Source organism: Candidatus Bathyarchaeota archaeon (assembly GCA_026014745.1).
In the GTDB taxonomy this organism is placed as follows: domain Archaea; phylum Thermoproteota; class Bathyarchaeia; order Bathyarchaeales; family Bathycorpusculaceae; genus Bathycorpusculum.
Genome location: JAOZHS010000001.1, coordinates 82,526 through 102,764, shown reverse-complemented (window position 1 = coordinate 102,764; position 20,239 = coordinate 82,526). Strand labels below are relative to the sequence as shown.

Genomic DNA, 20,239 nt, shown 5'->3' with positions numbered 1-20,239 from the left:
TTGAAGTTTAACTATGTTTACAAAGGCTTAATGTCAAACCCTCAACTGCGTTAACTTGCTATACCCTTTGTTTGACGGCGGTACTTCAACCTTAATCTATATATGGGTGTTGTTGTGAATGCTTGAGTAGAATATAAGGTGTTAATGTATGAGCAAACCAGTTGATGTCGGAGAATTACGCGTTGGCGGCTACATGATGATCGAAGGCGAACCTTGCCGAATCGTCGACATCGCAAAATCTAAACCTGGAAAACACGGTGCAGCCAAAGCAAGAATCGTAGCAATCGGCATCTTTGACAACCAGAAACGTCAATTTGTCAAACCCGTCGATGCTGGCGCAGAAGTTCCCATTATTGACAAACGACCCGGTCAAGTCTTCGCAGTGAGCCCAACCGGCGTCCAAATTATGGACCTTGAAACTTACGAGTATCTCGATGCTCCTTTCCCAGAGGAAGAAGACCTCAAAGCTAAGCTAGTTGCTGGCGTAGAAATCGAGTACTGGAAGATTCTTGGTAAAATCAAGATTGTACGAGCAAAGTAACGTAACGCTCTTTCTTTTATTTTCTTTTCCTCACCTGTTTATTTGCTAAGCTGATTCTGTCTAAGAGTGAGTTCTGGTTGCGCTTGGCTGCTTAAGTCTGCGAGAAACCACTAGCGTTGTTATTGCTGCTCCTTGTTTGCAAAGTAATTCAATAGTTTGGATTTCATATTTGGATCCTATTAGTTAATCTATGCAGAAACGATAGAGGGGGGTCTATGGGGCAAAGAAACAACAGACTTTACCTGTCTGGTTTTGTTTAGTTTTTTGTTAAGGTTATTATTCTAGCTTGGCGTTTTTGCCTTGAAGCCAATGATGCATGAAGAGCCGTCTGAATTGTGAAGAATGCTTAAATGGGGAATTATTTACTGAGGCTTCACCCACAAAAAGCCCTAAAATCTGGAGTTTTTAGGGTGAGACAACTCTTTATTTGTGTAATCTTTATCTGACAGAAAAGGAAACTCATACTGTTTAGGTTGGAGACTCATGGCACTTGACAAACTCAGTTCTTCATTAACCGATGCAATAAAGAAACTCTTCAAAGCCGGCGTAGTCGACGAAGCAGCAGTGAAGGAACTCGTACGCGACATCCAACGCGCCCTGCTCCAAGCCGACGTCAACGTGCAGCTTGTGCTCGAAATTTCTAAACGCATCGAAGAACGCGCCCTCAAAGAAAAAGTGCCCCCCGGAATCTCCAGACGTGAACACGTCATCAAAGTGGTTTATGAGGAATTAACGCGATTCGTCGGTGACCAACCCGTCCCGCTAAGAGTTGAGCCGGGCAAAAAGAAAACCATAATGCTAGTTGGAATTCAAGGCTCAGGCAAAACCACCCACGCAGCTAAACTTTCTCGATACTTTCAGAAACGTGGCATTAAAGTCGGTTTAATCGCGGCAGACACTTATCGTCCAGGAGCCTTCGCCCAACTTCAGCAGTTAGCCACAAGAATTAACGTCCCGATCTATGGACAAGCCAACGCTAAGGACCCTGTGAAGGTGGCAAAGGAAGGCTTCAAACAATTCGGCGACCGCGACCTCATCATTGTGGACACCGCGGGGCGTCATAAGGAAGAAAAAGACCTCATCAAAGAAATGAAAGACTTAGAAAAAAATCTTCACCCCGACGAAGTCATCATGGTAATTGACGGCACCATCGGTCAACAAGCCCTGATTCAAGCAAAAACGTTCCATGAAGCCACCCCCATCGGCGCCATCATCGTAACCAAACTCGACGGTTCCTCTCGAGGCGGCGGCGCCCTCTCCGCAGTTGCAGCTACTGGTGCGCCCATCAAATTCATTGGCACAGGCGAAAAAATCGAGGACATCGAGGCGTTTATTCCTTCCCGCTTCGTAGGCCGCCTGCTGGGTATGGGTGACCTTGAAACGCTCCTTGAGAAGGTTCATGACGCAGAAATCAAGGTGCCCCAGAAGAAAGCAAAGGAAATCATGAGTGGCAACTTTACCTTAACTGACATGTATGAGCAGTTCCAAGCCGTCAAGAAGATGGGTCCCTTTGGCAAAGTAATGAAGATGATTCCGGGGCTCTCATCGGCTAATGTGCCCGACGAAATGCTAAACACCGCAGAAGGGCGGCTAGATAAATGGGGCGTAATCATTCAGTCTATGACGCCTGCTGAAAAAGAAAACCCCAAACTGCTCAACTCCTCGCGTGCTCGACGCATCGCTCGCGGGTCTGGAACAACCGAAAAAGACGTTAAAGAACTCGTCAAGCAGTACTTTATGATGCGAAAGATGCTCAAGATGTTTAAGCGCAAAAAGAAGTTGCCCTTTGGTTTAGGCGGAAAGGGTAATATGGGCATGGGTATGCCTGGCATGTAGTGGGAATCAACGATGGATGTACTGGAGAAAGCTTTTGAAGTTCTTAGTAAATACCCGCTTTGCGACCACTGTTTAGGTAGGCAGTTTGCGCTTTTAGGCTACAGCATGGAAAACAACATCCGCGGGCAAGCCCTAAAAGTGGCTTTAACCCTGCAAGCCAACGACGCTGTCAACGAGAAAAACCTCGACGGCATCGATCGACTCAAAGTTTTAGCCTCCAATGGTTTTTCACATCAAGCACAAGAAACATTAGGGCACCTAAAGAAGCGTCCCCCCAAAACCGACTCTGAACAGAAATGTTACCTGTGCGAAGGCAAATTCACCCTTGTTGAGGGCTTAATCGAGAAAGCCTTGCAAGCGCTGGATGGTTATGAGTTTTCCACTTTTTTGGTAGGCATAGAGTTACCTCTGCCCGTGGAGGAGCGTGAGGACGAGTTTAAAGCCGCCAACAGCATCACCTATGGCGAAAACCTACGGCACGAATTCGGTCGCGTACTAGGCAAAGCCCTCGCACTTCGCACAGAAAAAGAAGCAGAGTATCTTACGCCTGAAATGGTCGTGGTGTTTAACCCTTTTCTCGAGCAGGTACGCATTCAGCCTAACCCCTTGTTTATCTCTGGCAGATACCGAAAACTCGCTCGTGATATTCCTCAGTCAAAATGGTTCTGCCGCAACTGCCACGGCAAAGGCTGCCCCAAATGTGGCGGAACAGGCAAAATGTATCCCGAATCTGTCGAGGAACTATCAGCAACACAAATGCTTGAAGCCGCCGGTGGCGAAGCTGAATTCTTTCATGCTTCAGGACGCGAAGACGTTGACGCCCGCATGTTAGGGTCTGGGCGGCCGTTTGTGGTTGAGATTTCTAAGCCTAAGCGGCGCAACATTGATTTGGCGCAGATTCAAGTTGCCGTTAACAGTGCCGCTGCAGGTAAGGTTGAAATTTCTGATTTAGCGTTCACAACCAAAGATGTCGTGCGTCACCTCAAGAAGGGCGAAAATGCCCAAAAGGAATATGCGTTATTGGCTGAATTTGAGCATGAACTCTCGGATTCTGATCTGCGCTTAATTGAAGAAAACTTTTCTGAAGTTACAATAAAACAGCAGACTCCGCAGCGCGTTTTGCATCGAAGGGCCGATCTTGTTCGAGAAAGGTACATATATAAGGTTAAAGTTAAGAAGGTGTCGCTTAAGAGAGCTCTCCTGGAAATTCGTTGCCAAGGTGGGCTCTACGTGAAAGAATTGGTGTCTGGAGATGAAGGACGTACAGTACCTAACGTGTCGGATTTGCTTGGAAACCCAGCGAAGACGCTTAAGCTTGACGTTCTCAACGTGATAATGGAATAAACAGGTGAAAATAGAATGAGAGGTTCAAAAGGCTATTACTCGGGTACTCGCAGTTTACTGCGTAAAACCACTCGTGCAAAAGGCAAGCCCCACATTGGAAAGCTACTTCAAGAATACGCTCCCGGTTCACAGGTAATTATCAAGATGGATTCCAGCGTACAGAAAAGCATGCCTCATAAACGGTTCCACGGCAAAATCGGTACCGTCCAAGAGAAACGTGGACGCGCCTATGTTGTTAGTGTTCCTCAAGGCGAAAGCGTAAAAGCAATAACCGTCCGCTCTGATCATCTTGAGCCTTACACGGGTAGCTGAGATAGAAAATGAGTGAGCATGAAATTAGCGAGCACCGCTTAACCCTCCCAGAAGTCAAAAAGGTACTGGAAAGCATCGGCGAAGAAAACCTCGACCAATTCCAACGTCGTACACTAGACTACGTCAATAAATTCTCTAAAACAGAAGCTGATAAAGCTGAAGAGCTTCTTCAACGGCTAATCAAAGAATACGAAATCGACGAAGCCGAAGCCGTACAGATTATCAATTGCATGCCCGAAACCGTGGATGAGTTAAGAGTCTTCTTGGCTGGTGGTCGCAAAATTATCGAAACACAAAAACTCAACACCATTGTTGAGCTTTTGAATGAAAATCGAACGCTCAAGTAGCGGGAAACGGCTAAGTATTTTTAAGCAGAGAGCGCGAATACACTAGACAGAATACAGTAGAGGACTCGGTGATTGTTATGGAAAAGCGGTACGAAGAGTATGCTTACGTAATAGACTTCTTGCCCCACGGTAAACCAGGATTTCGTCCTACGGGACGCGCGGGATACCGAGCGGGAGCTTTGATTCAGTGTGTCGGTGAAGAATTTTTCACCGTTTTAGAGGCTTTAGTTAAGGAAGGCTTAATGCTTAAACCCGGCGACCGCGTCTATGTGGGCAAAGACAGCCGCGAAGAAGTCACCTACATAATCGGCCGCATCGGCTTTGAGGAATTGACTGCCGCCGCAAAAGCAGAGTTGTCTACTGTAGTTAACAAAATAGTTGCTAACCGCGAGAAATGGTTTGTTCACTTCTTCAACACCGCCCAAGCCATCACGCCCCGCATGCACGCGCTTGAGTTGGTGCCTGGCATTGGCAAAAAATACATGTGGCAAGTAATCAATGAACGCCAACGCAAACCTTTCGAAAGCTTCGAAGACCTCCAAAAACGCACCGAACTCCCCAACCCCACTAAACTCATCACCAAACGTGTGATGGAAGAGTTGGAAGGGGACAGCAAGTACAGGCTGTTCACGCGGGCACAGTAAGGCATATGACGCATGAGCCTTGAGCAAATCCAGCAGCTACTCCGAAGCAATCACATCGCACCCAACAAGGTGCTAGGCCAAAACTTCATGATTGAACCCGCATTTTACCCCAAACTTGCTGCCTATGCTGAAGTAGGTGACTCCGATGTTGTATTGGATGCAGGTGCAGGCTTTGGCTTTCTCACCCGCTTTTTAGCAGACAAATGCCGCTCAGTGATAGCCGTGGAAAAAGACCCCCAAGTTGCAGACGCTTTGCGCCATCAACTGCGTGGCTTGAGCAATTTGGTTGTGATTGAAGGCGACGTTTTAAAAGCTGATTTGCCTTCTTTTAACAAAGTGGTCGCGATTCCGCCCTACTATTTGTCCTCTCATCTGGTCCTGTGGCTTTTGGCGCAAAAAATCGATTGCGCAACCATGATTGTGCAAAAAGAGTTTGCTCAGCGTTTAATCGCAGAAGTCGGAAGCGAAGACTATAGTTGGTTAACAGTTGTCACATATCAGTGTGCGGCAGCTGCGCTCTTGGATTCGGTGCCTAAAAACATGTTTTACCCTGAACCCGAAGTAGACTCAGTTATTCTGCGACTCAAACCTTGGTGTTCGCCGCCTTTTATTGTTAAAGATCACGCATTATTTGTGCAACTAACAAAGTGGCTCTTTACCCAACGCAACAAAAAAATAGCCAAAGCCCTCGCACCCTTCTTGCGCAGCCACTACAAACTAAGCAAACCTGACGCAGAAAAACTTGCGCAAACCCTCCCCAACCCAGAGCGGCGAGTCCGCGAGCTTTCTCCCAAAGACTTCGGAGACCTAACCAATGGGCTACCCAACTAAACGCATCCGCTTCGGCGACTGCACTTTTGATGTTTTTGAGGCTGTGTATGAGCCTGCTGAGGACTCTTTTCTGTTTGCAGAAAACCTAAACGTACCCATTGGGGCAACAGTGTTAGATTTAGGTACCGGTTGTGGTATCCTTGCGGTATCCTCAGCAAAGATAGCTAGCCGCGTTATTGCAGTGGACCTAAACCCCTACGCCATCCGCTGTGCACAACTAAACGCTAAACGTAACGGCCTTCGTCATAAAATGGATTTTATCCAAGCTGACCTCTTCACCGCCTTAAACCCTGATGCTGCCTTTGATTTGGTGCTGTTTAATGCGCCGTATTTGCCCTCTGAAGCCGGAGAAGAGGCGTCATGGATTGGGCGTGCTTGGGCAGGCGGCGTGGATGGTCGCCAAGTGGTAGACCGCTTCATCTCCGAGGTACCCAAACATCTAAAGGAGGCTGGTAGGGTGCTGTTGATGCAATCCACCTTAACAGGTGTTGAGGCGACCATTAGCAAATTCAAAATTGCAGGGTTACATGCTGAGGTGAATGCGACGCAGCAGTTGCCATTCTTTGAAACTCTCACGCTCATAGAAGCAAAATATGGTTAAACGAAACGATTTAAGGCACTAACGCGCCATATCTATTTGGCGTTTGTTATGACAATATGGTTTTACGTTAAGACTAATGATGACCCTAAAGTGGTTGGCGACGTCGTTTGCGCCTATAACTACACTGAGGGCAAGCATCCCGGCGACGAGTACTCTTGGATAATGCAGGTGGGCCGTGATGAACCGGGGTACTGGGAAATCCGTGGCAAATATGCAAAGTTAAAAGACCTAACAGAAATCGGGATTGTTTATCGGATTGGCGACACGGTTGTTTTTGCCGAAATTGATGATGACTTAGCTCCCGACTTCTTAGACCCGCTCATAACCAAGTATGGGTTTGATAATGTGAAGTGGATTGTGGTTTCCCCCAAAAAATAGTGTAAATAGCTTATCAAAAATCCGCTAATATTCCATTTTTAAATAAGGAAGGGGTAGTACTTCTTTACAGTTACCAACTGAACTTACTGTTTGTCGTATTTCATGACTTCGTTGTTCATTATTGTGAGTTCAATACCTGCCTGCTTAAACATCTCGATGGTGTCGACGTCGGCATGGTACCGTTTCTCGCAGACCACCCGTTTAATGCCCGCGTTTATTATCATCATGGCGCAGGTGCGGCAGGGCGTCATTTTGCAAAAGAGGGTGGCGCCTTCTAGTGGTATGCCAAATCGGGCTGCTTGAAGGATGGCGTTTTGTTCTGCATGTAATGTCCGGACGCAGTGTTGGGTGACTTCACCGTTGCCGTTGGTGACTTTGCGTAGGTCGTGTCCTGCTTCGTCGCAGTGGGGCAAACCCGCGGGGGCACCGACGTAACCTGTGGTCATGATGCGTTTGTCTTTAACGATAACGGCGCCGCATTTTCCTCGGTCACATGTTGCACGTGCGGCTACTGCTTCACATAGGTCAAGGAAGTATCGGTCCCAATTAGGTCTTGAATGATTAGTGTCAGTTGACAAGTTTCTCCGCCTCAGATTAGAAACAGACGTCAAGGAATTAATTAATTGTTTTGGGGCTCGGCTGCTACTTTTCGAGTATGTGAATTTCTCTTCCGATTTTATGTCTCTCATCCATCTCAATTAGGGTTGGAGACGCCACCAACCGGGCAACGTCTAGGTTCTCCAAAAACATATCCCTGCTAAAGGCGTGTATGCGTTTGAACCCAACTTCTTGGAACCTATCCGCGATTGGCATAGTAACTGCCTCGTTGGATCGCGTTTTAATGTAGGGCGTAACCAGCACCAATCGTCCTTGCGGCTTGAGTACCTGATAGGCTTGCTCAACAAAATCAAAGAATAGCGGCTCAAGCTTCTCGATGATCTTTTGGGCATAAGGACCTGTGGGCACCTCTCTTAGAGCGGGGCCTAGATCTGGTTCACAAACCACACAATCCACTGAATCCACACCGATCTTTTGCGTCATTTGGTCTACGTCGCCTTGGATAACCCGAAAATCCATGCTTCCAAGTTCATATTCTTCAGCTAGCCACTGAAGATTTTCTTCTGAAGCTTTCACACACCAAGAATTGACATCCATTCCCACAACTACTGCTTGCTCTAAAAGAGCCTCTTGTAGTATGGTGCCGACGCCGCAGAAGGGGTCCAGCAAAACTTTGCCTTTTTTGCATGCGGATAAATTTACCATCATACGTGCTAAGCGGGGTGGCATGGCAAAGATTACGCGTTGGTTAGGTTTGTAGACGTCTCTTTTTTGGAATTCAAATGGGTTATGCACCGCTATTGTGGTTGCGACCCAGGTTTGAGTTTTGCCGATGCAGAAGAGGATTTCAGCGTGGTTCTCTACGAGGTTCTTTTTTAGAACTTCAACATGGCTTAGTTGGGCTTGTTTGCGGTCGTCTGAATAACCCATAAAACTTGACTTTTTACCCTGCTCCGCCAACTCATCTTTTAGGGCGCTACCGATAAACCGCTGCATACGTCCAGCAAAGGGGTGAAAAGCGTTGTCGGTGAAGTATACGCTTACGCCAAACAGCAGTTTTCCGGATGCGCCAGTTATGCCTTGGGCGATGCCGCTTTGGGCTAAGATTTGGCTGATTTGTTTTTGGGCGGACTTGTTTTTTTCTAAGAAGGCTTCTTTGATGGTTTGGGTGGGGATGATTGTTTTTGGGTTGCCGATTTTTATGGTGCCGCCTAAATCTTTGATGGTTTCGGCGTCAAGTGTCTGTTCTGTGTTTATTGCGAAGAATTCTCGGCAGAAGTACTCAACTTTACAGTTTATGTTTCTGGTTTTGAAGTACGCTGTGAGCTCTGCTAGAGAAAGTATCCAGTTTTTTCCCGAGATGAATAGTGAAGTAGGCATTGCGCAGAAACAAAGTAAACTAAGTATATAAGTAATTGATTGTTATTCAGTATAAATTCGGGACTTAGCGTAAAGAAGTCCAACTTCGACTTTGCAGGGACGCATTGTCGATTCTTGACAAATCGTTTAAATATCGCTAATTGTGTGAGTATGCTACGCAGGGACGTTGTATGCACGCGAGAAACTACAGACCCGTGAAAAACCGAGCGTACACAAGGAAAGAATACGCTAGAGGTTTTCCGCCACCAAAAATAGTCAAATTCACAATGGGCGATACCAAAGGAACCTTCGATGTGGAAGCTCAACTTTTAGCTACTGAACGTGTTCAGATACGCCACAGTGCCCTTGAAGCTGCACGTGTCGCCACCAACCGTGTTCTCATGGATAAACTCATAAACGATTATCTCATGGTTGTTCACCCCTACCCACATATCATCCTTCGAGAGAACAAGATGATCTTCGGTGCTCACGCTGACCGACTTCAACAAGGCATGAGGCGCAGCTTTGGCGCAGCTATCGGAACCGCTGCAAAAGTCGAAGTAGACCAACCCATAATGACCGTTAAAGTCAAGGCAGCCGCAGCTGAAACCGCTAAAGAATCTCTCAAACGCGGCAGCGCAAAACTCCCAATCGCTTGCAAAATAGTTATCTCCAAGATCAGCACTCCTTCTACCCAAGCAGAGAAGGCCCAACCGGAGACGGAGACAGCTTGAGTGTAAATGCAAAAGAGCAAGCGCTTGTTTTATGGTTTGATGTTTTAAGAAATAATGATGTGTCGATCGTTGGCGGCAAAAACGCCAGCCTCGGCGAAATGATTCATGCGGGGTTACCTGTTCCTTTCGGTTTCGCAGTTTCGGCGTATTCCTACGAACGTTTTATTGTAGAGAAAAAAATTGCCGAACAAATCTACAAAATCATCAAAGAAACCGTCACAAACCCCAATGATCCCAAACAGTATGATGCGGCATCCAAGAAAATCCGTGAACTCATGGAAAAAACTCCTATGCCTCAAGACATCGAAACCGCCATCCGAGAAGCTTATGAGAAATTAAACAAACGTTTCAGCTTAAAAGACACCTTCGTAGCGGTACGTTCAAGCGCAACCGCCGAAGACCTCCCAGACGCATCCTTTGCGGGGCAACAAGAAACCTACCTCAACGTAAAAGGTGCCGACGATCTCATCGAGAAAGTTGTCAAATGCTGGAGCAGCCTCTTTACTCCCCGCGCAATCTTTTACCGAAATGAAAAAGGTTTCCCCCACGAGAAAGTCTTCATCAGCGTTGGCGTGCAGAAAATGGTTAACAGCCGCGCTGCAGGTGTCATGTTCACGATAAACCCCGTTACAGGTAACCGTGACGAAATTGTCATCGAAGGCAACTTTGGCTTAGGCGAAACCGTGGTATCAGGCGCAGTTAATCCTGATGACTTCGTCTTAGACAAAGGCTCTCTAATCATTAAGGAGCGCCGTATTGCCCGCAAAACCGTCAAGTACATACGGGACCCCAAAACAGGAAAAACAATCCACCTTGACATCCCCGAAGCGGAACAAAAAATCGTCTGCGTTAGCGACCAAGAAATACACGCCTTAGGCGAACTCGCAAAACGCATCGAGAAGCACTACGGTAAACCAATGGATATTGAGTGGGCAATCGATCAAGACCTGAAATTCCCCGAGAACATCAACTTGGTTCAAGCAAGACCTGAAACTGTTTTCGGTTCCAAATCATCAACGGATGAGGCAAAAATGGCAGAAAGTACAGCTCAAGACCTAAAAGTAGTCGTTCGAGGAATCTCCGCTGGTCGCAGAGGCTACGGTGTAGGTAAAGCCACAGTAGTTCTCAAACCTGAAGACGCGAACCGCGACATGAAGAAAGGAGATATCCTCGTAACCGGCATGACTGACCCTGACTTTGTTCCCTTTATGAAAATGGCAAGCGCCATCGTCACTGACAAAGGTGGAATCACCAGCCATGCAGCAATCGTGAGCCGCGAACTCAACATCCCCTGCGTTGTAGGAACCGAAGTTGGAACACAAATCATGAAGACTGGGCAAGACTACACCGTGGACAGCCGAAACGGCATCATCTACGAAGGTATCCTCGCCCAAGCAGTTCAACCCATCACAGCCAATAACGGCGGAGCAGCAGTCCAAACCGCTGAAGCAACTCCAATTACCGCTACAAAAATCTACATGAACCTCGGCACACCCGAGATGATTGAGCGATACAAGAACCTGCCGTTTGAAGGCATAGGTTTGATGCGCACCGAATTCATCTTAGCCAGCGCAATCGGTAAGCACCCTATGGCGTTTGTTGAGGAAGGTAAAAGCCAAGAATTCGTTGACAAACTCGCTGAGGGTGTAGCAACAGTTGCAAGGGCTATCCAACCTAAACCTGTTGTCGTGCGTTTAAGTGACTTTAAGACCAATGAGTACCGCGGACTCAAAGGCGGCGAAAAATACGAAATCGTAGAAGAAAACCCAATGTTAGGCTGGAGAGGCTGTAGCCGCTACATAAGCAAATGGTACGACAAAGCCTTCCGATTGGAATGTCAAGCCATCAAGAAATGCCGAAGCGAATGGGCGCTCAAAAACGTCTACGTAATGCTCCCGATGGTTCGAACACTCTGGGAAGCCAAAGCAGTACTTCAAATCATGAAAGAAGAAGGTCTGGAGCGCAACAAAGACTTCAAAATCTGGTTCATGGCAGAAACCCCCTCAATTGCAATCATGGCAGACGAATTCAGCAAACTAGTCGACGGCTTTAGCATCGGCAGCAACGACATGACCCAAGGCGTCCTTATGATTGATCGCGATTCTGAACGTTTAGGCCAAATGGGCTACTTTGACGAACGCGACCCCGCAGTCAAACGCATAATCGCTCACCTCATAACAGTTGCCCACGAAAACGGCTGCACTGTTAGTATATGCGGTGAAGGACCCAGCAATCTACCTGACTTCGCAGAATTCCTCATACGCGTAGGCATCGACAGCTTATCCGTCAACAACGACGCCGTCGTCAACACCCGCAAACTCGTCGCAAGCGTTGAGCAAAAAATCATTCTTGAACGCCTAGCCGAGCAGGCAGCCCTCGCAGCGGGTCGACCCCTCAAGAAGCCAACCCCCGACTGGGAATGGTAGTCTAAGCACTTTTGTGCTTTCCTTTTTTGTTTATCTTTACTTGTTAGTGGATACCCCATGGATAGTTTTGATTTTGAAATAGAAAAAATCAAACAAGAAATTGCACGGCTCCATGCTAAACGTGTTCTGCTGCAGATGCCTCAAGGTCTAAAACCCTACGCCACCACCATCGCCCACTCCTTATCAGATGTGGGTGTGTTGCCGATTATTTCGGTTGACCCCTGCTATGGTGCCTGTGACTTGGCATTATCAGAGGCGGAGAGTTTGGCTGTGGATTTGATTGTGCATTTTGGGCACGCAAAAATGGTAAACCAAACACGCATTCCGACACTTTATGTGGAGACCCACGCCGACATAGACATCGACGCCGCAGTCAACAGTGCCCTTTCGCTTTTGCAGGGTTACCGAAAAATTGGGTTAACCACGTCTGTGCAGCATCTCCAAACCTTAAGCCACGCCAAAGAACTCTTAACCTCAGCAGGCAAAACCGTGCTGATTGGCGATGCAGCGAATTTGGGGTATGCGGGTCAGGTTACGGGCTGCAACTACAGCAACGCCCAAGCCATAGCGGACAAGGTGGAGGCGTTTTTGTTTGTCGGCGGCGGCATATTCCACGCGCTCGGCATCGCTCTGAGCACAGGTAAACCAACCATTATAGCTGACCCCTACGACAACCGCGCCTACAACATCGCAAACGACGCTCAACGCATCATAAAACAACGCTTCGCCAGCATCCAGCAAGCCAAAACCGCCAAAACCATTGGTATCCTGCTTGGGTTAAAACCTGGGCAAAAACATCTTGACGCCGCGTTAAACGTCAAGTTGCTGGCGGAGAAGCATGGGTTGGCAGCGTTTTTGTTAGCGGGCAGGGAATTGACTCCTGAGGTGCTTTTGGAGTTTCCCAGTGTGGATGCCTATGTGAATACGGCGTGTCCCCGCATTTCGTTGGATGCGCCTGGAAAGTTTCAAAAGCCCGTGTTGACGGTTAATGAGTTTAGGGTTGTCCTCGGCGAGTTGTCATGGGAGAATTTACTCAAAGGCGGCTTATTCGAAAACTAGAGCTGGAGCGCCTCCTGTCTGGGGTTGCGCCTCAGCCCACGCCCCAAGCGCGTCTGGAACAGTACACTTCCTCTGAGGCGATAGCTGCAAATTTGCTCTACCTCGCTGCCTACACATACGGCGACATAGTGGGCAAATCCGTGTTGGACTTGGGTTGCGGCACGGGGCGGTTGGGGTTGGGTGCGGCTTTTTTGGGTGCTGATTACGTTGTGGGGGTAGATGTGGACCGTTTAGCCATCAAAACCGCCCAACAAAACACTCTGCAAACTGGTTTAGCCGATAAGGTGCAGTGGGTGTTAGCTGACGTTTCCGCTGTGGGGGGTGCGTTTGACACGGTGGTAATGAATCCGCCGTTTGGGGTCCAGAACCGTGAGGCTGACCGAGCTTTTTTGGTTAAAGCGCTTGAAGTCGCCGATAACGTCTATTCGTTTCATAATCACCCTGAGGTTGATGAGCGGCTGATTAAATTATTAAAATCCAGCCAAGGCTTTGTACAGGTACATCCCTCGCCCTTTCTGGAACGTTTCATCAACAAATATGGCGGTTCTGTATCAGCTGTTTATGCGATGCTTATGACGATTCCGCGTATGTTTGAGTTCCACACCAAGCTTCGTCATGACTTCGTTATTGATCTCTATGTCATCAAAAAGGTGGCTCCCTGAGGGTTGTTTTGCTGAAGGGTTTATTTGGTTTGGTTAACAAAAGGTTTATTGCGGTGAGTGGAAACTAAGCATATGCATTTGTCTAATTCAAGCTTATATTTACGTGTATAAGGGAAAAAACGCATGACTCTAAAAGCTCCTGAACAAAAAAGCGGTCATTTAGTCTTGCCTGGTGAACGCTTGGGCGTAATTGAAGAATTTATTCCAGACTCAGGCACCTACGTTAAAGACGGTAGCATCTACTCAAAAATTGTTGGACGCGCACTTGTCGACTTACAGAACAGGCGTGTCTCTGTTTATCCAGTTCAGGAAGGAGTTGTTTTTCCTAAGCTTGGAACCGTCATCATTGGACAAATCGGAAATGCCCAATCCGACAACGTTTTGGTGCGCATCTTTAAAGTTGGCAAAAAACAGGTCAGCGGCAACTTCGGCGGCATCCTTCACGTTTCAGATGTCTCTGACCGCTACGTGAACTCCATGGCTGATGTTTGCAAACCTGGCGATATTGTCCGAGCTAAAGTTATCAGCGAAAAAAACCAGATCTTCCACTTATCCACCAATGACAAAAACCTGGGTATCCTCTACGCGTTCTGTTCAAACGATGGTACCCTGCTCAACCAAGACCGCTATGATCTTAAGTGCCCCAAATGCGGTAGCATTGAACGTCGAAAGATGGCTCCTGATTACGGCAAAGAAAACGTATAGGAAAGATTGTTATGAAAGTTAACGTCCTCAAAAAATCCGGAAACGAACTCAAAATTGAACTTCAAGGTTCCAGCCACGGCCTTTGCAACTTGATTCAGAAGAGGCTGCTTGAAGATGAAGAAGTTGATTTTGCAGGCTACGATGTACCGCACCCCTTAGCGTCTAGCCCCATAATTTATGTTCGCATGAAAGGCGACGCAAATCCAGTTGATGCGTTGTTGCGGGCGGTGGCGAAGGTTCGGGAAGTAAACGATGCTTTCGGTACCGAGCTTGAAGCCGTTTTAAACGCTTAATTTTCTTTTTTGTGTTTTTTCTTTTGCAGTTGAGATGTCCCTTAATTGTTAAGTAGAATAGGCATGGGGATTTCTACTGGTTTTCAACATGTTAATGGGCTGGTTTTGGGTCAATAGTGACCTACCCCTCTTAGGTTTCTGCATAGAACCACTAATAGGATCCAAATATGCCCGCCTAGCCCCTCCCCCTCTATCGTTTCAGCATACCTTGGCTATTAGGATCCAAATAGGCTGCAAATAGGTTTTAAATCAACCCCCTCGTAGTAACATTAGGCGGTTTTGTGAGCTCCAAAAAAGTTTTCCGAGTCATCAAACCCGAAATACGCGTGCTAGGCATAGACGACGGCCAATTCATCCCCCACACCACAGGCTCAGTCATTGTGGTGGGTGTGGTGTTTCGTGGAGGCAGCTTTCTTGATGGCGTCATGCATACCAAAGTGGCTATTGACGGGTTGGATGCCACCCAAAAATTGGCTGAAATGATTAAGGCTTCCCCGCATCGTCGGCAACTGCGTTTGGTTATGTTAAACGGCGTGACGTTAGGCGGGTTTAACCTTGTCGATATTGGGCGGCTGCATGATTTGACTGGGCTCCCTGTAGTGGCTTTGACCCGTGATAAACCCGATTTAGCCTCAATCCGTGAAGCCCTAAAAAATCTACCTGACTTCGAAGAGCGCTGGCGTATTGTGCTTTCCGCTGGAGAAATCCATGAGTTGACGTGTCGGGGTTGTAAACTCTACCTTGAACTCGCCGGAATCGGCTTAGCCGAGGCTCAGCAGATTGTGGAGTTGACTTCAACTAGGAGTTGTTTTCCTGAACCGCTTCGGGTTGCACATCTTGTGGCTTCGGGAATCACGCCTTAGCAGAAGTGGATATAGAAAAACTTTAAATGGTTTGATGCTAAGGGTTTCCCCCAAACGCGTGGAGTAACAAAGTATGGAATTCTGCCCAAAATGCGGTTCTCGTCTTGAGCCAAAAAAATCCAAGAATGGTAAAGAAGCAACCCTTGTTCTTGCTTGCCCCAAATGCGGTTACAAGAAACCGGAAGCTGAAGAGAATGTCGAGCCCAAAGTGGCAAAAGTAATCCAGCATAATCCGCAGCAGTTTGTAGCCGTAATCGGAAAAGAAGAACAGAAACTAAACACTTTGCCGACTGCTAGGATTGAATGTCCCAAATGCGGCAATAACACAGCGTATGTATGGCAGGTGCAAACCCGTGGCGCAGATGAATCCTCCACCCAATTCATGCGCTGCACAAAATGCAACTACACCTTCCGAGAATACAGCTAAACCACCCAATTAGATAGAAGGGGTCTCTTTGAAGCGACCCCCATCTCCTTATATGAAGGCAAATTCGGTTAGTCAAGAAATCTTGACTATCGCAGAGAAGCATTTAGTCAAGAAAGTTTGACGAAAAGAAATTTTATCTGAAACAATAAACCTAATTCGGAGAACTAAATGAAAAAAACCTTCATGCTACCTTTTGTTTTATCGCTTTTGTTTTCCTTCTTGTTTTTAGCAATTCCTGTTGATTTGGTAGCAGCCAACCCCCCCATTCATTTCATCGTTTTTCCCACAATCATTATTGCCGCCGACGGAAGCGTAACGCCTCCAACCGCACCCATAATCCGCAACGGACGCACCTACACCCTGACCGCAGATATCAAATACGCCCTTGTAATTGCCTGCAACAACATCGTATTCGACGGTGCAGGACACTCCATAAACATTACCCAGGGCTCAAATTCTGGTTTGACTATGGAAGGTGTTCGGAGCGTTACCGTTAAGAACCTCAAAATATTCGGGGGTTATACCAGCAGCGTTAAAATGGACTGTTCTAACTGCGTAATCACTAATTTAAAAGCCGACCACTGGATCAACATAAACGGCGCTTATAGCCATAACAATATCATCACTGACTCTGAAGTATCTATCAATTTAGAAGGGTCGTTATGGGGCAGCCCCAAAAGTGGGGTTTCATTTTCAGGCTTCCGCGGAATGCATGTAATACAATCCACCAGCTATATTGGTCCAAGCGGCAATTTGATAAAAAGAAATAACATATCCAGCCTGTACTCACTAAATTCAGGTTCAAATATGTTTATTCAGAACAACTTTTTGGGTGGTGAATCTGCATTTCGTGAGATTTATGACAATCAAATTTGGGATAATGGTTTGTATGGGAACTATTGGAGTGACTATTCAGCAAAATGTCCAAACGCTTCGGAAGTCGGTAATACAGGCATAGGCAACACACCATATGCTGTAAAAGGTATCGTTGATCACTTTCCAATGCTTTATCCTTGGGGAACACCCAATTTGATGGTTCTTGAAGCGGAAAACACAACGAATACGCAGGATTATCCTTTGAACTTTACAATAGATAAACCATCGCTGTGGATGGGTTATAGTTTAGACGGGGAAACAAACGTAACACTGACTGGCAACACAACTCTGGCTGGTTTAGCGCCGGGTTTGCACAATTTGGTGGTCTATGCCACTGATATTTACGGTGTTGATGGTGCATCACAAACGGTTTTCTTCACTGTCATTGAGCCTTTTCCAGTCGCTTGGGTAATAGCGGTTTCTTTCATATCAATTGTGGGAGTTGCTGTGTGCCTGTTTTATTACAGAAAACGTCGTGCTTACCCATCGGTTTAGTCAAGAAACCTCGATTGCGCTTTGGGAGTGTTTTAGTCAAGAAAGCTTGACAAACGATTATGAACTCGTGAATAACGAATTGCAACTATGCTTGTGTTCTTTTTCTTTCAAAACTTTGACGCCCGCAAGGGCAACGGCTAAGGTAATTAAAGCTAAAAGGACGATGCTGCTGGATGAAGAAAACTCTGGAGTTGTTGGCACATCAGTAGTTGGACTTGGCACATAAGTGGTTGAACCTGAGCCTACCGCGAAATTAATTGACACGGTTTTATTGTAAGTAAACACGTATCTTGGGTAATCACTGGTTTTATTTGTGTAATAACCGTCAGCGCGCCCTGTGATGTTTAGGGTATGCCACCCATCAGGTATTTCGCTAAGCTCAAGGTTGAATTGCAAGACGCGTGGTGCAATGGATTGATTTGCGAGGCAGTATCTGGTTTGATTCATCCAATCGCCTTTGTATGCAGAGGCTTTGAGATCCATTAATACTGAATCAGGGGTGCCAACTGTCACGTTAAAACACAAGTTAATTGTATCCCTGGGGTAGATTTTGCCTTCTATGGGCGACTGGATTTCAATAATTAGATCGACATTGTTGGGGGCAGGTACACCTATGAAAAAAGGGTCAGCCGATACAGGGGTGAAGATTGATCCGGCGAGAGTGAGAACCAATAGCAGCATCAAAGACTTGCGCATTCTTGAGCCTCGGATAATTAATCTCTTTACTAGCTATTATTTTTTTTATTGAAATTTGATAATTATATTATTTTTTGGTGTTTAGTTGGTTAAATATCATATTATGGAAGTTAAAAATTAGTTATTTGAATTAACATTGAATGGGCGTTATCATTGAATGTAGCTCTTCTCAACAACACGAGTTCCTGCTGACAACAAGCAGACTTGTTTGGGTCAATATCTCAAACCAAATTAATGCTAGTGTAAAGCTCTTTTCCGCTTTTTTCTCTCTTCTTAACGTAATTTTTAGCAGTAAACCTACACTTTCTCGGGTACCCAAAGATAAAAGTGTGTTGACACACTATCAACGCTCAATCTCTATTGGATAGCGCAATTCTTTTATTTAGTTAGGGGTTAATGAGTAAGCTAATATAACTCCTAGCGTATGCTTAGTGCGAGGAAGAGAGAATGTTTAAGCTTAAAGTGTCTGATGCTAAACTCTTACGTGACATGGCAACCGCCATATCCATCCTAGTTGACGAAGCCACCTTCAAAATTGACCCCGAAGGCTTAAAACTCCGCGCCATGGATCCCTCCCGCGTAGCCATGATAGATTTTGAATGGCCAAAAACCGTATTTGCAGAATACGTCGCCAACGAACCCGTCAAGATCTGCTTAAACATAAGCGAACTCCTCAAACTCTTAAAACGCGCCGGCAAAGACGAAGCCGTCGAATTAGCCACCGACGAAAAAACCGGACGCCTCCAAGTAACCATAACCGGCAAATACAGCCGCCACTTCACCATGCCCACACTCGAAGCCTCCGACGAAGAAGTCCCCACCCCCAAGATTACCTTCAACGTCAAAGCCAAAACCACCACCTCTGGATTAAGCCAAGCAATCGAGGATGCACAACTAGTCAGCGACCACGTTCGTATAGAAGCGGAACCAGAAAAAATGACGCTAAGCGCTTCAGGTGACCTTATGGGTGCAACCATCACACTGCTAAAGGGCAGCGATGCACTCTTGGATTTGGAAGTTAAAGAAAACGCCAAAGCCACCTTCAGCCTCAGCTACCTTGCCGAAATCATCAAAGCCGCCTCCGCCACCAGCGAAATCGCCACCTTAGAATTCTCCAGTGACATGCCTGTCAAGATTGATTTCCAGCAAACCAAAGAGGGAAAACTAACCTTCTTCCTGGCGCCAAGGATTGAAACTGAATAAAGTGAGGGGCTTTGCAGTTAGAATCGGCATTATCTTCTGAAGATTTTGCCAAATACCCCTTCTTGAAACAGGCCTCCAAACAAATCGAGGACCTCCAGTTCACCATAAGCAGCTTAACGTCTGAGAAGACCATTTTTGACCGCGCCAAAAACCGCGTCGAAAAAGCAATATCTGAACTAAACACTGGCGAGATGCTGCGTGACAATCGGGCAGAGATTTCTTCTTTTGCCGCCGCCCTCATTTTAGTTATAGCTACCAAAAACTCTTGGATAAAAAAACGATACGCCCTAGCAGTCGCCAAAACCGCGCATGCCCAAATGCTCTCGCCTGCCACGTCGAAAGAAAAAGTCGTTGCCATCGCGCGGGATTTCGGCTGGGACATCACTGAGGGAGCACCTTACAAGGACTTTCAAGTGAGCTTCACCGTTTATCTAAATAACGCGGCACACTTCCATGGTTCAGAATGGAAACTTGTCAACCAGCTCCTTGACCATGGCATGGTTTATCTAAACAAGGACAAAGCGGTCCGCTTACTAGAAGAGGAGGTTAAGAACCGAGTTGAGAAGCGACTTGAGGTTGCGGAGCTTAAGAATTTGCCTGAGGAAATTAACATAATCGCCAGCGGCTTCATTCAGTTAGCTCAAGACCAAATCGGGGAAGAAATGGATGACATGCCCAAAGTGGTTGTTCAAGCTGCTTTTCCACCCTGCATAAACGCGCTGTACGCAGATGCCGCTCAGAGCCGCCACCTCTCCCACATTGGACGATTCACCCTCACTTCTTTTATGGTTAACATTGGTATGACTCCCGAGAAGGTTAATGACCTCTTCAAAAGCTTCTCCGACTACAACGAACGCTTAACCCGCTACCAAATCGAACACATCGCTGGCGAACGCGGCTCTGGAACCCGCTACACTTGCCCCCAATGCTCTGTGCTTCAAACCCATGGTGTATGTAAAAACCGCGACAACCTCTGCCGACGTATCTATCATCCCCTTAAGTATTATAAGCTAAAACAGGCATCGGTGAATACAGGCTGACACTCATGT

23 protein-coding genes are annotated in these 20,239 nt (G+C 46.7%); 20 read left to right on the top strand and 3 right to left on the bottom strand.

What is annotated here, in order from left to right; genetic code table 11:
- The first annotated feature begins 148 nt into the window (after positions 1-148).
- The 9 genes from NWE92_00580 to NWE92_00540 all read left to right on the top strand — a co-directional run bounded on the left by NWE92_00580 (position 149) and on the right by NWE92_00540 (position 6,834).
- Complete coding sequence (locus NWE92_00580) at positions 149-541, top strand: translation initiation factor IF-5A (GenBank protein ID MCW4028131.1); 393 nt, start codon at positions 149-151, stop codon at positions 539-541.
- A 483-nt stretch (positions 542-1,024) separates the two neighbouring features.
- The gene (locus NWE92_00575) at positions 1,025-2,377 is read left to right on the top strand and encodes a signal recognition particle protein Srp54 (protein MCW4028130.1); all 1,353 of its coding nucleotides are present in this window, start codon (positions 1,025-1,027) and stop codon (positions 2,375-2,377) included.
- Positions 2,378-2,389: 12 nt separating this feature from the next.
- Positions 2,390-3,721 (top strand): tRNA pseudouridine(54/55) synthase Pus10, encoded by a 1,332-nt coding sequence (locus tag NWE92_00570; protein MCW4028129.1) that lies wholly within the window; start codon positions 2,390-2,392, stop codon positions 3,719-3,721.
- 15 nt (positions 3,722-3,736) lie between these two features.
- The gene (locus NWE92_00565; protein ID MCW4028128.1) at positions 3,737-4,033 is read left to right on the top strand and encodes a 50S ribosomal protein L21e; all 297 of its coding nucleotides are present in this window, start codon (positions 3,737-3,739) and stop codon (positions 4,031-4,033) included.
- Positions 4,034-4,041: 8 nt separating this feature from the next.
- Entirely contained in the window at positions 4,042-4,380 is a 339-nt protein-coding gene (locus NWE92_00560; protein ID MCW4028127.1) for an RNA polymerase Rpb4, read from the top strand.
- Between the two features lie 77 nt (positions 4,381-4,457).
- Positions 4,458-5,024 (top strand): DUF655 domain-containing protein, encoded by a 567-nt coding sequence (locus NWE92_00555; protein ID MCW4028126.1) that lies wholly within the window; start codon positions 4,458-4,460, stop codon positions 5,022-5,024.
- A gap of 12 nt (positions 5,025-5,036) precedes the next feature.
- Positions 5,037-5,855 (top strand): 16S rRNA (adenine(1518)-N(6)/adenine(1519)-N(6))-dimethyltransferase RsmA, encoded by an 819-nt coding sequence (gene rsmA, locus NWE92_00550; GenBank protein MCW4028125.1) that lies wholly within the window; start codon positions 5,037-5,039, stop codon positions 5,853-5,855.
- Positions 5,839-6,456 (top strand): class I SAM-dependent methyltransferase, encoded by a 618-nt coding sequence (locus NWE92_00545; protein ID MCW4028124.1) that lies wholly within the window; start codon positions 5,839-5,841, stop codon positions 6,454-6,456. The genes rsmA and NWE92_00545 overlap by 17 nt, the downstream gene beginning before the upstream one ends.
- A 48-nt stretch (positions 6,457-6,504) precedes the next feature.
- Positions 6,505-6,834, top strand: coding sequence for a hypothetical protein (locus NWE92_00540; protein MCW4028123.1), 330 nt, complete (start codon positions 6,505-6,507; stop codon positions 6,832-6,834).
- An 83-nt stretch (positions 6,835-6,917) separates the two neighbouring features.
- On the opposite strand, the gene NWE92_00535 is transcribed toward NWE92_00540, so the two are convergent.
- Positions 6,918-7,412 (bottom strand): cytidine/deoxycytidylate deaminase family protein, encoded by a 495-nt coding sequence (locus NWE92_00535; GenBank protein ID MCW4028122.1) that lies wholly within the window; start codon positions 7,410-7,412, stop codon positions 6,918-6,920.
- 64 nt (positions 7,413-7,476) lie between these two features.
- Entirely contained in the window at positions 7,477-8,772 is a 1,296-nt protein-coding gene (locus tag NWE92_00530; protein ID MCW4028121.1) for a methyltransferase domain-containing protein, read from the bottom strand.
- Between the two features lie 170 nt (positions 8,773-8,942).
- On the opposite strand from NWE92_00530, the gene NWE92_00525 reads away from it, so the two are divergent.
- The 9 genes from NWE92_00525 to NWE92_00485 all read left to right on the top strand — a co-directional run bounded on the left by NWE92_00525 (position 8,943) and on the right by NWE92_00485 (position 17,291).
- On the top strand, positions 8,943-9,485 hold the full coding sequence (locus NWE92_00525) for a 50S ribosomal protein L16 (protein MCW4028120.1): 543 nt from the start codon (positions 8,943-8,945) through the stop codon (positions 9,483-9,485).
- The gene (gene ppsA / locus NWE92_00520) at positions 9,482-11,911 is read left to right on the top strand and encodes a phosphoenolpyruvate synthase (protein ID MCW4028119.1); all 2,430 of its coding nucleotides are present in this window, start codon (positions 9,482-9,484) and stop codon (positions 11,909-11,911) included. The genes NWE92_00525 and ppsA overlap by 4 nt, the downstream gene beginning before the upstream one ends.
- Positions 11,912-11,968: 57 nt before the next feature.
- Complete coding sequence (gene dph2 / locus NWE92_00515) at positions 11,969-12,970, top strand: diphthamide biosynthesis enzyme Dph2 (GenBank protein MCW4028118.1); 1,002 nt, start codon at positions 11,969-11,971, stop codon at positions 12,968-12,970.
- Positions 12,931-13,632 (top strand): METTL5 family protein, encoded by a 702-nt coding sequence (locus NWE92_00510; GenBank protein ID MCW4028117.1) that lies wholly within the window; start codon positions 12,931-12,933, stop codon positions 13,630-13,632. Before dph2 ends, NWE92_00510 begins: the two co-directional genes overlap by 40 nt.
- 123 nt (positions 13,633-13,755) lie before the next feature.
- Complete coding sequence (locus NWE92_00505) at positions 13,756-14,337, top strand: exosome complex RNA-binding protein Csl4 (protein MCW4028116.1); 582 nt, start codon at positions 13,756-13,758, stop codon at positions 14,335-14,337.
- 11 nt (positions 14,338-14,348) lie between these two features.
- Positions 14,349-14,630: a DNA-directed RNA polymerase subunit L gene (locus NWE92_00500; protein ID MCW4028115.1), complete on the top strand. Its 282-nt coding sequence runs from the start codon at positions 14,349-14,351 to the stop codon at positions 14,628-14,630.
- 281 nt (positions 14,631-14,911) lie between these two features.
- Entirely contained in the window at positions 14,912-15,493 is a 582-nt protein-coding gene (locus tag NWE92_00495; protein ID MCW4028114.1) for a DUF99 family protein, read from the top strand.
- A gap of 73 nt (positions 15,494-15,566) precedes the next feature.
- Positions 15,567-15,920 carry a transcription factor S gene (locus tag NWE92_00490; GenBank protein ID MCW4028113.1) on the top strand — a complete coding sequence of 118 codons (354 nt, stop codon included), beginning with the start codon at positions 15,567-15,569 and terminating at the stop codon, positions 15,918-15,920.
- Positions 15,921-16,088: 168 nt separating this feature from the next.
- Positions 16,089-17,291 (top strand): hypothetical protein, encoded by a 1,203-nt coding sequence (locus NWE92_00485; protein MCW4028112.1) that lies wholly within the window; start codon positions 16,089-16,091, stop codon positions 17,289-17,291.
- A 57-nt stretch (positions 17,292-17,348) separates the two neighbouring features.
- On the opposite strand, the gene NWE92_00480 is transcribed toward NWE92_00485, so the two are convergent.
- A complete protein-coding gene (locus tag NWE92_00480; protein ID MCW4028111.1) occupies positions 17,349-17,987 on the bottom strand; it encodes a hypothetical protein in 639 nt (212 codons plus the stop codon).
- Between the two features lie 447 nt (positions 17,988-18,434).
- Here NWE92_00480 and pcn point away from each other — a divergent pair, with 447 nt between their 5' ends.
- Together pcn and NWE92_00470 are read left to right on the top strand one after the other, a co-directional pair.
- Positions 18,435-19,190: a proliferating cell nuclear antigen (pcna) gene (gene pcn, locus NWE92_00475; GenBank protein ID MCW4028110.1), complete on the top strand. Its 756-nt coding sequence runs from the start codon at positions 18,435-18,437 to the stop codon at positions 19,188-19,190.
- 11 nt (positions 19,191-19,201) lie between these two features.
- Positions 19,202-20,230, top strand: a complete 1,029-nt coding sequence (locus tag NWE92_00470) for a DNA primase large subunit PriL (protein MCW4028109.1) — start codon at positions 19,202-19,204, stop codon at positions 20,228-20,230.
- Positions 20,231-20,239: the final 9 nt, after the last annotated feature.

Bases quoted from the DNA above. Each gene is read 5' to 3' on its own strand.
- NWE92_00580 (MCW4028131.1), top strand. From the start codon at position 149: ATGAGCAAACCAGTTGATGTCGGAGAATTACGCGTTGGCGGCTACATG.
- NWE92_00575 (MCW4028130.1), top strand. From the start codon at position 1,025: ATGGCACTTGACAAACTCAGTTCTTCATTAACCGATGCAATAAAGAAA.
- NWE92_00570 (MCW4028129.1), top strand. From the start codon at position 2,390: ATGGATGTACTGGAGAAAGCTTTTGAAGTTCTTAGTAAATACCCGCTT.
- NWE92_00565 (MCW4028128.1), top strand. From the start codon at position 3,737: ATGAGAGGTTCAAAAGGCTATTACTCGGGTACTCGCAGTTTACTGCGT.
- NWE92_00560 (MCW4028127.1), top strand. From the start codon at position 4,042: ATGAGTGAGCATGAAATTAGCGAGCACCGCTTAACCCTCCCAGAAGTC.
- NWE92_00555 (MCW4028126.1), top strand. From the start codon at position 4,458: ATGGAAAAGCGGTACGAAGAGTATGCTTACGTAATAGACTTCTTGCCC.
- rsmA (MCW4028125.1), top strand. From the start codon at position 5,037: ATGAGCCTTGAGCAAATCCAGCAGCTACTCCGAAGCAATCACATCGCA.
- NWE92_00545 (MCW4028124.1), top strand. From the start codon at position 5,839: ATGGGCTACCCAACTAAACGCATCCGCTTCGGCGACTGCACTTTTGAT.
- NWE92_00540 (MCW4028123.1), top strand. From the start codon at position 6,505: ATGACAATATGGTTTTACGTTAAGACTAATGATGACCCTAAAGTGGTT.
- NWE92_00530 (MCW4028121.1), bottom strand. From the start codon at position 8,772: ATGCCTACTTCACTATTCATCTCGGGAAAAAACTGGATACTTTCTCTA.
- NWE92_00525 (MCW4028120.1), top strand. From the start codon at position 8,943: ATGCACGCGAGAAACTACAGACCCGTGAAAAACCGAGCGTACACAAGG.
- dph2 (MCW4028118.1), top strand. From the start codon at position 11,969: ATGGATAGTTTTGATTTTGAAATAGAAAAAATCAAACAAGAAATTGCA.
- NWE92_00510 (MCW4028117.1), top strand. From the start codon at position 12,931: ATGGGAGAATTTACTCAAAGGCGGCTTATTCGAAAACTAGAGCTGGAG.
- NWE92_00505 (MCW4028116.1), top strand. From the start codon at position 13,756: ATGACTCTAAAAGCTCCTGAACAAAAAAGCGGTCATTTAGTCTTGCCT.
- NWE92_00500 (MCW4028115.1), top strand. From the start codon at position 14,349: ATGAAAGTTAACGTCCTCAAAAAATCCGGAAACGAACTCAAAATTGAA.
- NWE92_00490 (MCW4028113.1), top strand. From the start codon at position 15,567: ATGGAATTCTGCCCAAAATGCGGTTCTCGTCTTGAGCCAAAAAAATCC.
- NWE92_00485 (MCW4028112.1), top strand. From the start codon at position 16,089: ATGAAAAAAACCTTCATGCTACCTTTTGTTTTATCGCTTTTGTTTTCC.
- NWE92_00480 (MCW4028111.1), bottom strand. From the start codon at position 17,987: ATGCGCAAGTCTTTGATGCTGCTATTGGTTCTCACTCTCGCCGGATCA.
- pcn (MCW4028110.1), top strand. From the start codon at position 18,435: ATGTTTAAGCTTAAAGTGTCTGATGCTAAACTCTTACGTGACATGGCA.